Source organism: Nocardia australiensis (assembly GCF_020733705.1).
GTDB lineage: Bacteria > Actinomycetota > Actinomycetes > Mycobacteriales > Mycobacteriaceae > Nocardia > Nocardia australiensis.
This window is the reverse complement of the sequence record NZ_JAJFZM010000003.1, coordinates 176,605-189,402: the sequence shown is the minus strand read 5'-3', so window position 1 is coordinate 189,402 and position 12,798 is coordinate 176,605. Positions and strand designations below refer to the sequence as shown.

Here is a 12,798-nt window from a genome sequence, read left to right as displayed (position 1 = left end):
CGTGGCTTGCTGCGCAGACCGTATCGAGGGCGGGGTGCGGGAATCGCCATGTGGCGCAGGTCACTCCGTGAAGGTGCCTGATTGTGCGGTGAACGGTCGCCGTGGCGCGACGAACGGTCATGGTCGCCTGGCCGAAAGAGGTTCAGTTCGAGTGGAGTGCGCGCTCGCGGTCGGCGCCCATGCCGAGCCGCTCCGGCGCGTGCAGCCGCAGGAAGATCCGCCCCACCGTCCGGGCATTCTGCCCACGCGTCACCTTGCTGACCAGAATCATCGATGCGAAGGCGAGTGGCACGCTGATCGCCGCGGGATAGCCGAGTATCGCCGAGGGCCAGCCGCCTGCTACATCGTCGGAGACGCCACCGAGCACCGACACCACCGTAGCGCCGCCCGACGCGAGACCGCCCGCTACGAGTCCGGCAGCCGCACCCGTAGCGGTCAGGCCGCGCCACCAAATGCCCAACGCCAGCAAAGGGCATAGCGTGGATGCCGCGACCGAGAACGCGAGCCCGACCGTACGGGATAGATCGAGCGAGGCGACGGTCAGCGACAAACCGAGCGGAACCGCGCCGGCGAACACTGCGGCGGCACGGAAATCGCGGATCCGGCCGCGCAGCATGTCCGTGCTGAGCACGCCCGCGATGCTGACCAGTAGACCCGACGAGGTAGACAGGAACGCGGCGATCGCCCCCGCCGCGACCAACGCCGCAAGCAACTGACCGGGCAATCCGGCAAGCACCGAACCGGGCAGCAACACGACCGCGGCGTCGGAGGTGCCGGTGATCAGCAACTGCGGAACATACAGTCGCGCGAACACCCCGAGCAGTACCGGGAACAGGTAGAACAACCCGACCAGGCCGAGTACCGCGAGCGCGGTGGTCCTGGCGGTCCGGCCGTCGGGGTTGGTGTAGAAACGCACCAGAACATGCGGCAACCCCATGGTGCCGAGGAAGGTCGCGATGATCAGCGAGTACACCTGATAGGTGGGGTGGGATCCGCCGAATCCGCCACCGGGTGCGAGCCAGGCCGCGCCATTCGCGGGAGCCCCCGCGACCACCGGTACCGCCGCGCCCGGATCCAGCACCAGGCGAGTCCCCGCCGCAAGTTCGTGCTCTCCCGCGACGAGCAGCACCGGACCGTCGACCGTGTGCTCGTCCAGCGTCCCGGTGATCGAAACCTGTTGTTGCGCACCGACCTGCACCACCACATCGGTGCTCACATCCACCGTGGTGCGCTCGGTGACAATCGGGGGAGCGGGCGCGCCGAGGTCGCGATGATCGGCGAGGAAATGCCCGAGCAGTACGAGCGCCGGGATCGCTACCGCAGTCAACTTGAGCCAGTACTGGAACGCCTGCACCAGCGTGATCGATCGCATCCCGCCGCCTGCGACGTTCGCGATCACAATGGCGCCAACCGCCACCGCGCCCACCCAGTCCGGGACGCCGAGCAGAATGCGCAGCGTCAACCCGGCCCCCTGGAACTGCGGAATCAGGTACACCGCGCACACCAGCACCACCACGACCGCCGCCAGTCTGCGCAACCGCAGCGACCCGAGCCGGAATTCCGCGAAGTCGGGCACCGTGTAGGCACCCGATCGCCGCAACGGCGCGGCGACGAACAACAGCAGCCCGAGATAGCCTGCGGTGAACCCGACCGGATACCACAGCGCGTCGGCGCCGTACTTCGCGATCAGCCCGGCGACGCCGAGAAATGAAGCGGCGGAAAGATATTCTCCGGATATGGCCGCCGCGTTCCAGCGCGGCCCGACACTGCGCGAGGCGACGAGGAAGTCGGAGGTGGTGCGGGCCAGCCGCACACCATAGAAGCCGATCGCCACCGTAGCCAGCGCCGCGAGCAGTAGCGCGGCGATCGTGAGAGCGGGCGCGGTGCCGGAGTTCACTCAGTCCTCCGCCAGCTCGAGGAAGTCCTGTTCGTTGCGTTCGGCGAGCCGGACATAGAGCCGCCCGACGGCATACAACAGGGGATATGCCGCGATACCGAGCAGTACCCACGGCAGTCGCAGTCCGAGCACGACCACCGAGCCCGAACCGGCGATTCGGAAAAGCACCGGCAGCGAACACAATACGAGGACCGTGACCAGGCTCATCCGCAACGCGAGGCCCAATTGCGCGCGAATCAGGCCACCGATCATCGCCGCACCGATATCGGTCTGTTCGGCCACTTCGATCCGGGTACGCACCGGTCGCGCGCCGCGCCGTTGTGAAAGCACGACGCGTTCGCGGGCCGGGCGCTGCTGCGGTCCGGTCACTGGCTGGTCCACTGCTGGCGCGGACCGTGCACGAGACGCTGTTTCAATTCCCTGACCTGCCTGCGGCTGACCGGTAACTCCACCGCCGCCGCGTTGCCGTCGGCACGCAGGCACACCACCGTGCCGGTGCGTACCGTGCGCAACCCGGTCACCAATCGCAGCGCCACCAGATACGACCGGTGCACCCGCAGGAAACCCGCGTTCTCCCACCGTGATTCGAGCGCGGACAAAGGGATTCGCACCAGATGCGATCCGGCGCTCGTATGCAGCCGCGCGTAGTCACCGTCGGCCTCAACCCAGCTGACGTTGGCGCGATGCACGAGTGTGGTGACCCCGCCCAGCTCGACGGGGATCACCTCGTTCGGGTCGGCGCGAGGTTCCATGGCCGCCGGCGCGGCGGTGGTTCGCGCCGCGACGATTCGCCGCACCGCCTCAGCTAACCGGGCCTCCCGCAGGGGCTTGAGCAGATAGTCCACCGCACCGAGATCGAACGCCGCGACAGCGCGATCGTCGTGGGCCGTCACGAACACCACGGCCGGCGGCGCCGCGAACTCCGACAGGATCCCCGCCAGCTCCATCCCGTCCAGCCCGGGCATATTGATGTCGAGGAAGACCGCGTCGACGGGATGAACGCGCATCAGCCGTAACGCGCTGGTCGCGTCGCTCGCGCTGTGGATCTCGCCCACGTCCGACTGGGCGCGCAGCAGATACACCAGCTCGTCCAGAGCCGGCTTCTCATCGTCCACGGCGAGCACGCGCAGTGCTCCGGCGGGTGTATCGGTGGTGCGGGTCACAACCGGTCCATCGTAAGGGCAGCGCAGCCGACGTCGGATCGGGTCGGTGCACTCCGGTCGCGGCAGCGGGTCGGTTCCCGCTGTGCGCGCACAACGACATGGCAACCCGGCCAGGGCGCAACTATTCGCTCACGCTTGGATGCCTGCTCGGAATTTGGGCACCCGCAGGCTCACCTTCGTTCCCGCGCCGGGCGCGGTGTCGACGATCAAGCCGTAGTCGTTGCCGAAGGCGGCGCGCAGGCGGTCGTCGACATTGGCTAGGCCGACGTGTGCGGATTCACCGGAACTCGCCAGTCCAGCACCCGTTTCGACGGCATCGAGCGCGCCGGAACGTAGCACCTCTGGATCCATGCCGATGCCGTCATCCTCGACGCTGATCACGCAGTCGATACCCGCGTCGACCGCGACGATACTCAGTGTGCCGCCGCGTGCCGCCCCGGCGAGACCGTGCCGGACCGCGTTCTCCACCAGCGGTTGCAACGCGAGAAAAGGCAGCACCACCCCGAGCACCTCGGGCGCGATTTGCAGGCGCACTTGCAGCGCGTCACCGAAACGGGCCCGCTCCAGCGCGAGATAGCGCTCGATATTGCGCAATTCGTCTGCGAGCACAGTGAATTCGCCCGCGGCGCGGAAGGAGTACCTGGTGAAGTCGGCGAATTCGAGGATCAATTCGCGCGCGCGATCGGGGTCGGTACGCACGAACGACGCCACGGTATTGAGCGCGTTGTAGATGAAGTGCGGGCTGATCTGAGCGCGCAGGGCACGCACCTCGGCCCGGTCGAGCCGGGCTCGTGAGGCGTCCAGCTCTGCCAATTCCAGCTGCCCGCAGGCGTATCGGGCCACCTCGGCGACCGCGCCGAGTCGTCCCGGCCCCGGCTGCCCGGTGGTCACCACGCCCAACGCGCCCGCGACGCCGGAGTTCTCGATCAGCAACGGCTGGGCGATCAGGGTGCGGGCGGTATGTTCGGCCCGGCCGGGGCCCGACACCAGCACCGGCCGCTCGGTTGCCATGGCGCGTTGCGCCGCAGCGGCGAAATGTTCGGCCAGATCGGCATGCGGTCCGTCCCAGGCGAGCACCGCGCCGTCCGGATCGGCCACGCCGAGTGCCTCGGCGCCGGTGAGCACCCGCAGATGCGGCGCGGCTTCGTGAGCGGAGTGGTCGGTGAGGCCCTGACGCAGCGGCCGTGCGGCCAGCGACGCGGTGTGCAGCGCGGAATGTACCGCGCGCTCGGCGGGAGTGGTGACCGTGCGGCGCGTCCGCGACCACATCAGCAGTCCACCGATGACCAATCCCGCCGCGATGACGATGACCACAACGGCGGTCGTCGTCATCGCGTGCCAATCGTGCGGCGCGGCGGCGAACCCATGGGGTGATTATGAACGCCGACGAGGAGTGGACTCGTTTATCCGGTCAGCTCTGGTACTGGTGTACCGAGAACTTGACCGTTCCGGGTTCGGGAACGTGCGCGCCGCCGACGGTGAGCGTGGCGGTGAAGTCGCCGATACCCGGCGAGAAGATCGCGCTGCGGCCGTCGTTGCCCCAGAATCCGGGGCCGTTGAGGGTGACCGGGCGGGTACCCGTCTCACCGGTGTTGTCATTGCGCCAATTGAGCGTGACGGTCAACTTGCAGCTGCCCACGCCGTACAGCGTGCCGCTGACGGTGAAGGCCGCGGACGACGGATACGCGTCACCGGCCACCGAGGCGTTGACCTGTGCGACGCACGGACCGTCGGCGAGCGAGTAGACGGTCGCGAACTTTTCGGCCGGCGCCGCCGAAGCGGGCGTGGCCGTCGCGATGAGTGCGGCCGCGCCGACGGCGGTGGCGGCGAACGCGGATTTGATCGACAACATCGACACCTCGGTTCGGTGGGGAACATCGTTCAGCCGGAACAATCATGTCCGTGATGGCCCGCCCTCCCGCGCCGAAAACGGCCGGCCACCCATATCGGGCAGTGACACCACACGACCATGTAATCACGTCCAGGCCATACCAAGCCTGATGTTCGCGCGGAACACATTGGCTCCACGCCACTGTCGGATCGCCCGCCCGTATGTCATCGATCGACGGGCTTTCGCCCTGGACGTCTCGCGCGGCGGGTCTGGTGAGTTGAGCGCCTCGCCGCAGATACGCTGGCCACGCTTTTTGCTAACAAATTGCCCAATATGCAGAGAGGGACAGGACATGAAGCGTGTCGCGTTCAGCATGATTGCGGTGACGGGTGCGATCTGCGGTGCCGTACTTGCCGCTGGTCCGGCGTCGGCGGCGATTCCGCCATCTGGGGTGTACTGCATGGGGACGACTTGCGTGAACTCCACATCCCTACCGCAAGTTGTGAGCGGAACGGCGGTGTGCCCCACGGGGATCTCGTTGCCGGTCAACGCGCTGATCGAGCCGTTCAGTGCTCGCATGATCGGTGCGGTGTGCCCGAACGGCGCCCAGCCGCTGGGCCTCAGCTTCTGACCTGACCGAGACGTGCTCTCGCATCTAGTTCGATAAGAGCCGAAAGCGCCCCCTCGGGGGCGCTTTCGTGCGTCCAATTTTGGCCGTGCTACTGCGCCGACTCGCCCGATCGCCGGATAGGGCCGAGCGAGTCGAATCTCGGAGTCACGTCTTCGCCGGAGCATCCGGCGTGGCCCCGTCCGGTCGAAGGCCCGTGCCGCCCCATGCCCCGCGCTGCGGGCCACACGGGTGCCGAAATGCGCTGTTGCGGAGTGCGCCGGGGCCGAGCGATACGACCGAGAACCGCACCGTTACACGAGGTTTCGATGGACGAGCCGCGGGGGATGCCGACCACATCATTTCACCGGGAAAGGGGAATTGACCGTCGTGAAGTACTGGACAACGGCGGCAATGGCAATGGGTGCGGTGACAAAGAGCTGACCGGCGATGGTGCCGAGCGCGCCTACCGCGACGATTCCCCCGAGACAGCCGACGGCGGCGGCGGGGATGAACGGGCCGAACATGCCGACAATGGTCGCGGCGGCGACGGTGGCGCCGGCGATGCCGCCGAGTACGCAGCCGACCAGACCGCCGCCGATGCCGCCGACGGTAGTGCCGATCGCCGCCCCTGCCGCAATGGTGTCTTTCAGCCGTGTGAAGGCCGCGACTTCGCGCTCGTACGGCGTTCGCCACAGTGCCTGGTCTTCGTAGGGCAGGGCAACCGGCCGGTAGTTGGCATGTTCGATATCGAATTGTGGTGTGAGTGTGGCAGTTCGGCCCTGGACGAGGGCGGCGATGGGGAAGACGAACTCGTCGACCCGGAACTCCAGCGGGGTACCCGCGAGGACGGTCCCGTCGGCCGATACGACCTCGAATACGCCGTTGTCGACCACCATTGAACCCGAGCCGATTTGGACGACCATGTTCTGCTCGGTGGAAGTGACGGTGTAATCGACTACGCCGCTGTCGGCGGTCTGTGGAGCAGCGCTGACTGTTCCCGCCGTGATGCAGGCAACCGCGGCGGCAATCGTCGATACGGTGGAAATTCTACGCAGAAGCATTGTCCTGGAACCTATCTTGGTGGTTGACGATGGGAGTGCGGCTACTGAGGCGGTGAGCAGTCGGAGTCGTCGAGCTGCCGGCGCACGTAGGCGGATGCGCCGCGAAGAAGGGGGGCCATGATGAAACCTACTGTGGGAGTGTCGGTTCGATGTTGATCATCACCGTCGCAGGCTCGGCTGAAGGCAGCCTGAAGGCGCCTGAAATCCGTTTCAGGAACCGTCTGTCAGGCTGAGTGGATGCGTTTGCTGATCGTTGAGGACGAGCGGCGGATGGCCGCAGCTTTGGCCAAAGGGCTTGCGGCTGAAGGATTCGCAGTGGATGTCACTCACAATGGGACCGACGGGCTACATCTCGCGACGACCGGCGACTACGACCTGATATTGCTGGACATCATGCTGCCCGGTATGAACGGCTACCAGGTGTGTGCCGCGCTGCGGGCCGCGGGCGAGGAGGCGCCGGTGCTGATGCTCACCGCGAAGGACGGTGAGTACGACGAGGCCGAGGGGCTGGATACCGGCGCCGACGACTACCTGAGCAAACCGTTCTCGTATGTGGTGCTGCTGGCCCGCATTCGTGCCCTGCTGCGCCGCCGAACCCGCGGCGGCGCCCCGGTACTGCGTGTCGGCGATCTGACGCTGGATCCGAACACCGGTACGTGCCGTCGAGGCACGCAGGAGGTCGTGCTCACCACGAAGGAGCTCGCCGTCCTGGAGTACCTCGCCGTCCGCGCGGGGGAGATCGTGTCGAAATCCGATATCCTCCAGCACGTCTGGGACTTCGCCTACGACGGCGATCCCAATATCGTCGAGGTCTATATCAGCACCCTGCGGCGGAAGATCGATGCTCCGTTCGGGCGTCGGTCGATCATCACCGTGCGGGGCGCGGGCTACCGATTGGCGGCCGACCGTGGCTGACCGGTCACGATGGTGGGGTTCGGTTCGTGCTCGGGCCACGGTGATGGCCACGGCCGTCGTCGCGATCGCACTGGTGGCGGCCGGGCTGGCCGTGCTCGCGGTACTGCGGCACAATCTCGTCAATAGTGCGGGCCTGCAATCCGAATCGATCGCTCGACAGGTCGCCGCGCAACTCGTGGCGGGTACGGACTTCGCGAATCTGAAGTTGCCCGACGCGGACAGTGAACCGGTGCAAGTGGTTTCGGCTGATCGGCGGGTCTTGGCGGCCGATGACGAGCTACTCGGCCACGGGCCGATGGCGGAATTCTCCCCGGCCGCGGAATCGGAGTCCGAAGAGCCCGACGATGACGACGATTACGACGACGACGACGATAACGACGAGCCGGAGCGGTTGGCCGCCGCGGGTTCCGGCGCTATCGCCTTCCACGATATGCGACTACCGGTCGCCCACGATGACACCGGCAGCCACGATTTCCGGGTCGCCGCGCTCGCCGTCCGGACCCCACGCGGCGAGGACATCACCATCTATGCCGGAGCCTCCCTCGCCATCGCGGACAATGCCGTCGCCGGCGTCGGCCGTGTCATGCTGATCGGCCTGCCGCTAATGCTCGCCTTGGTCGCGGGTGTGACCTGGTCGGTGACTCGCCGCGCCCTACGCCCCGTGGAGGCGATCCGCGGTGAGCTCGCCGAAATCATGGGTGGCGACCTCTCCCGCCGCGTACCCGTCCCCGCCTCGCACGACGAAATCGCCAGACTCGCAACCACAACGAACACCACGCTCGCCGCTTTGGAGGAGTCGGCCCGAACACAGCGTCGTTTCATCGCCGACGCGGCGCACGAGCTGCGCAGCCCGATCGCCAGCCTGCGCACCCAACTCGAGATCGCCCAGGCACATCCACAACTACTCGAACTGGATGGACTGATCGCCGATTCCGTGCGGCTGGAACATCTCGCCGCCGACCTCCTGCTGCTGGCTCGCCTCGACGCGGGCGAGCAATCCCGCCGCGACCGGGTGGACCTGGCCGTACTGGTTCGCGACGAACTGGCCCACCGCAACACAGATCCGTACCCGATCCGGGCCGAGATATCCGACGACGGTATCGCGGTGCTCGGCAGCCGGATTCAGCTCGGCCGTGTCCTGGCCAACCTCGCCGACAACGCGCAACGCCATGCCGAGACCGTCGTGTGTGTCACGTTGACGCGTACCGGCGGCCAGGCAGTTTTGACGGTGAGCGATGACGGCGCCGGCGTGCCGGTAGCCGACCGGGACCGGATCTTTCGGCGGTTCGTCCGGCTCGACGACGCCCGCAGCCGCGACGACGGCGGCGCCGGACTCGGTCTCGCCATCGTCCGCGACGTCGTCGAGCGGCACGGAGGCGAGATCCACGTGGACGACGGCCGCGATGGCGGCGCGCGTTTCACAGTCACCCTGCCCGCTGCGGATTGATAACCGAAGCGGGGACGTTGCCGAACACCCTCGTCACCAACGAGCGGGCTACTCGCGGCACGGCACCAAATCTCGAGTCGAGTGCCGACACACCGATGATCTTTTTGGCCGACACGCGGGGTGGAATTCCTACCACACGCTGTTTCGGGCGGCACGCGGAGTGGGTCGTCGAAATCTGTCATACACCGGGCATAATCTGCTGTCGTGTCAGCCTCGTCCGGATCCTTCGTTCATCTGCACAACCACACCGAGTACTCGATGCTCGACGGTGCTGCCAAGATCTCGCCACTGTTCGCGGAGGCGAAAAGGCTGGGCATGAACGCGGTCGGGATGACCGACCACGGCAATATGTACGGCGCCTCGGAGTTCTACAACTCCGCTAAGAAGGCCGACGTCAAGCCGATCATCGGTATCGAGGCTTACATCGCGCCCGCCTCCCGGTTCGATACGAAACGGGTGCTGTGGGGCGATCCCAGCCAGAAGGGCGACGACGTTTCCGGTAGCGGCGCCTATACCCACATGACCATGGTCGCGGAGAACGCGACCGGGCTGCGCAACCTGTTCAAGCTGTCCTCGCTCGCCTCGCTGGAAGGCCAGCTCGGCAAGTGGGCGCGCATGGATGAGGAGATCATCGCCCAGCACGCCGCTGGCATCATCGCCACCACGGGGTGCCCATCGGGTGAGGTGCAGACCAGGCTGCGCCTCGGCCACGACCGTGAGGCACTCGAGGCCGCGGCCAAGTGGCAGGAGATCTTCGGCAAGGAGAATTTCTTCCTCGAGATCATGGACCACGGCCTATCCATCGAACGCCGGGTCCGCGAGGGGTTGCTGGAAATCGGCCGCAAGCTCGATATTCCGCCGCTGGCCACCAACGACTGCCATTACGTCACCAAGGACGCCTCGACCAACCACGAGGCACTGCTGTGCATTCAGACCGGTAAAACACTCAGCGACCCAACACGATTCAAGTTCGGCGGCGACGGCTACTACTTGAAGTCGGCCGACGAAATGCGCGCGATCTGGGATGCCGAGGTGCCCGGCGCCTGCGACAACACGGTGCAAATCGGCGAGCGGGTCCAGCCTTACGACGAGGTGTGGGCCCACCGTGACCGGATGCCGGTTTTCCCGGTGCCCGAGGGCGAGACCGAGGGCACCTGGCTGCGCAAAGAAGTCGCCAAGGGACTGGACCATCGCTTTCCCGACGGGGTACCGCAAAACTATGTGGACCGTGCCGAATACGAGATCGGCGTAATCCTGGAGATGGGCTTCCCGGCCTACTTTCTTGTGGTTGGCGACCTCATCGGACACGCACGCGAGGTCGGCATCCGAGTCGGCCCCGGTCGCGGTTCGGCCGCCGGTTCGCTGGTGGCCTACGCATTGACCATCACCAATATCGACCCTATTCCGCATGGTCTGCTGTTCGAACGGTTCCTCAACCCAGAGCGCGTGTCGATGCCCGATATCGATATCGACTTCGACGATCGCCGCCGCGGTGAAATGGTCCGCTACGCGACCGAGAAGTGGGGCAGCGACCGCGTCGCGCAGGTCATCACCTTCGGCACCATCAAGACCAAGGCCGCGATCAAGGACTCGGCGCGAGTGCTGTTCGGTCAGCCCGGTTTCGCCATCGCCGACCAGATCACCAAGGCGCTGCCGCCGCCGATCATGGCCAAGGACATCTCGGTCGCCGGCATCACAGACCCGGAGCACGAGCGCTACAAGGAAGCGGCCGAGGTTCGGACGCTCATCGATTCCAACCCCGATATCGCCAAGATTTATCAGACCGCACGTGGTTTGGAAGGTCTGATTCGCAACGCGGGCGTACACGCCTGCGCGGTGATCATGTCCTCGGAACCGCTGACCGATGCCATTCCGGTGTGGAAGCGCCCGCAGGACGGTGCCCTCATCACCGGCTGGGACTATCCGTCGTGTGAGGCCATCGGCCTGCTGAAGATGGACTTCCTCGGCCTGCGAAACCTGACGGTGCTCGGTGACGCGATCGACAACGCGAAACTCAACCGCGGCGTCGAAATCGACCTCGACGCACTGCCTTTGGACAATCAGCTGACCTACGACCTGCTCGCTCGCGGCGACACGCTCGGTGTGTTCCAGCTCGATGGTGGCCCTATGCGCGATCTGCTGCGCCGCATGCAGCCGAATGCGTTCGAGGACATCGTGGCCGTCGGCGCGCTATATCGCCCCGGCCCGATGGGCATGAACGCCCACAACGACTACGCCGACCGCAAGAACGGCCGCCAAGAGGTCAAGCCGATCCATCCGGAGCTGGCCGAGCCGTTGAAGGAGATCCTCGGCGAGACCTACGGTCTGATCGTCTATCAAGAGCAGATCATGCACGTCGCGCAGAAGGTCGCCGGCTACTCGCTCGGTCGAGCGGATATCTTGCGCCGCGCGATGGGTAAGAAGAAGGCCGAGGTACTGGCCGCCGAGTTCGAGGGATTCGAAGCGGGCATGCAGGCCAACGGGTATTCCAAGGCTGCCATCAAGGCGTTGTGGGACACCATTCTTCCGTTCGCGGGTTACGCGTTCAACAAGTCGCACGCCGCCGCCTACGGTCTGGTCTCGTACTGGACCGCTTATTTCAAAGCGAACTACCCCGCCGAGTACATGGCGGCGCTGCTCACCAGTGTCGGCGACGACAAGGACAAGGCCGCGGTCTATCTGTCGGACTGCCGTCGCCTCGGGATCACCGTGCTGCCGCCGGACGTCAACGAGTCCGAATTGAACTTCGCTTCTGTCGGCAAGGACGTCCGGTTCGGACTCGGCGCGGTGCGCAATGTCGGCGCCAACGTGGTGTCCTCGATTCTCGCCGCGCGCAAGGAGAAGTCGAAGTTCACCGACTTCTCCGACTATCTGAACAAGATCGACGCCATCGCCTGCACCAAGAAGGTCACCGAATCCCTCATCAAGGCAGGTGGATTCGACTCGCTCGGACATCCGCGCAAGGGTTTGTTGCTGGTCCATTCAGACGCCATCGACGCGGTGATGTCGACGAAGAAGGCTGAGGCGATCGGGCAGTTCGATCTTTTCGGCGGCATGGACGCGGACGAGTCGGTGTCATCGATCTTCGATGTCAAGGTGCCCGACGACGAGTGGGAGAGCAAGCACAAGCTCGCGCTGGAACGGGAGATGCTGGGCCTGTACGTGTCCGGCCATCCGCTCAACGGTGTCGAGCATGTGCTTGCCGCGCAAGCGGATACGCAGATTCCGGCCATCCTCGAGGGTGATGTCAAGGACGGCGCTCAGGTGACCATCGGCGGCATCCTCGCCTCGGTCAACCGGCGTATCAACAAGAACGGTCTGGCCTGGGCCTCGGCTCAGCTCGAAGACCTGACCGGCGGTATCGAGGTGCTCTTCTTCCCTCAGTCGTATTCGGTCTACGGCATGGACGTGGTCGAGGACGCGGTGGTCTTGGTGAAGGCGCGGGTCTCGGTTCGTGACGATCGAATCTCGTTGATAGCCAACGACCTCGCCGTCCCCGACCTGTCCGCGATCGGCGTAGCCAAACCGCTCGCGGTGGTGCTTTCCACGCGAATGTGCACCCCCGACAAGATCGGCAAACTCAAACGCGTCCTGTCTCGCCACCCCGGCACCGCGGACGTGCACATTCGCCACGTCGGCGCCAGGGAAAAGACCACCCTCTTGAAACTCGACGACAGCCTACGTGTCTCACCCTCCTCGGCCCTGATGGGCGACCTGAAGGCCCTCCTCGGCCCTGGTTGCCTTGCGAGCTGAGGGCCAGGTACCGGCAATCACAGTGCGGGCCGGCTGAGTGCTCGATATAGCGCGACTAGCGTTGCCGCGCCGACGATCTCACCATGGGAGAGCGTTAGCACATTTTGGACAGAACGTTCCA

10 protein-coding genes are annotated in these 12,798 nt (G+C 65.8%); 4 read left to right on the top strand and 6 right to left on the bottom strand.

Features of this window, described 5'->3' with window-relative positions; all coding sequences use genetic code 11:
- Positions 1-142 precede the first annotated feature (142 nt).
- From LKE06_RS20170 to LKE06_RS20150, 5 genes are all read right to left on the bottom strand, one after another.
- Positions 143-1,897 carry a sodium/solute symporter gene (locus LKE06_RS20170; RefSeq protein ID WP_228000865.1) on the bottom strand — a complete coding sequence of 585 codons (1,755 nt, stop codon included), beginning with the start codon at positions 1,895-1,897 and terminating at the stop codon, positions 143-145.
- Positions 1,898-2,266, bottom strand: a complete 369-nt coding sequence (locus LKE06_RS20165; protein ID WP_228000864.1) for a hypothetical protein — start codon at positions 2,264-2,266, stop codon at positions 1,898-1,900.
- Complete coding sequence (locus LKE06_RS20160; protein ID WP_228000863.1) at positions 2,263-3,060, bottom strand: LytR/AlgR family response regulator transcription factor; 798 nt, start codon at positions 3,058-3,060, stop codon at positions 2,263-2,265. Before LKE06_RS20160 ends, LKE06_RS20165 begins: the two co-directional genes overlap by 4 nt.
- Before the next feature lie 129 nt (positions 3,061-3,189).
- The gene (locus LKE06_RS20155) at positions 3,190-4,392 is read right to left on the bottom strand and encodes a sensor histidine kinase (RefSeq protein ID WP_228000862.1); all 1,203 of its coding nucleotides are present in this window, start codon (positions 4,390-4,392) and stop codon (positions 3,190-3,192) included.
- Between the two features lie 79 nt (positions 4,393-4,471).
- The gene (locus tag LKE06_RS20150) at positions 4,472-4,912 is read right to left on the bottom strand and encodes a hypothetical protein (protein WP_228000861.1); all 441 of its coding nucleotides are present in this window, start codon (positions 4,910-4,912) and stop codon (positions 4,472-4,474) included.
- A 331-nt stretch (positions 4,913-5,243) separates the two neighbouring features.
- Between LKE06_RS20150 and LKE06_RS20145 the strand changes: the two genes are divergently transcribed.
- Positions 5,244-5,522: a hypothetical protein gene (locus tag LKE06_RS20145; RefSeq protein ID WP_228000860.1), complete on the top strand. Its 279-nt coding sequence runs from the start codon at positions 5,244-5,246 to the stop codon at positions 5,520-5,522.
- A 335-nt stretch (positions 5,523-5,857) separates the two neighbouring features.
- On the opposite strand, the gene LKE06_RS20140 is transcribed toward LKE06_RS20145, so the two are convergent.
- Positions 5,858-6,562, bottom strand: coding sequence for a DUF8020 domain-containing protein (locus tag LKE06_RS20140; RefSeq protein WP_228000859.1), 705 nt, complete (start codon positions 6,560-6,562; stop codon positions 5,858-5,860).
- 237 nt (positions 6,563-6,799) lie between these two features.
- On the opposite strand from LKE06_RS20140, the gene LKE06_RS20135 reads away from it, so the two are divergent.
- The 3 genes from LKE06_RS20135 (at position 6,800) to dnaE (ending at position 12,677) form a co-directional block, all read left to right on the top strand.
- Positions 6,800-7,477 (top strand): response regulator, encoded by a 678-nt coding sequence (locus LKE06_RS20135; RefSeq protein ID WP_228000858.1) that lies wholly within the window; start codon positions 6,800-6,802, stop codon positions 7,475-7,477.
- Complete coding sequence (locus tag LKE06_RS20130; RefSeq protein WP_228000857.1) at positions 7,470-8,924, top strand: sensor histidine kinase; 1,455 nt, start codon at positions 7,470-7,472, stop codon at positions 8,922-8,924. The genes LKE06_RS20135 and LKE06_RS20130 overlap by 8 nt, the downstream gene beginning before the upstream one ends.
- A 204-nt stretch (positions 8,925-9,128) precedes the next feature.
- Positions 9,129-12,677 (top strand): DNA polymerase III subunit alpha, encoded by a 3,549-nt coding sequence (gene dnaE / locus LKE06_RS20125; protein WP_228000854.1) that lies wholly within the window; start codon positions 9,129-9,131, stop codon positions 12,675-12,677.
- Positions 12,678-12,798 lie beyond the last annotated feature (121 nt).

Bases quoted from the DNA above. Each gene is read 5' to 3' on its own strand.
- LKE06_RS20155 (WP_228000862.1), bottom strand. From the start codon at position 4,392: ATGACGACGACCGCCGTTGTGGTCATCGTCATCGCGGCGGGATTGGTC.
- LKE06_RS20150 (WP_228000861.1), bottom strand. From the start codon at position 4,912: ATGTTGTCGATCAAATCCGCGTTCGCCGCCACCGCCGTCGGCGCGGCC.
- LKE06_RS20145 (WP_228000860.1), top strand. From the start codon at position 5,244: ATGAAGCGTGTCGCGTTCAGCATGATTGCGGTGACGGGTGCGATCTGC.
- LKE06_RS20140 (WP_228000859.1), bottom strand. From the start codon at position 6,562: ATGCTTCTGCGTAGAATTTCCACCGTATCGACGATTGCCGCCGCGGTT.
- LKE06_RS20135 (WP_228000858.1), top strand. From the start codon at position 6,800: ATGCGTTTGCTGATCGTTGAGGACGAGCGGCGGATGGCCGCAGCTTTG.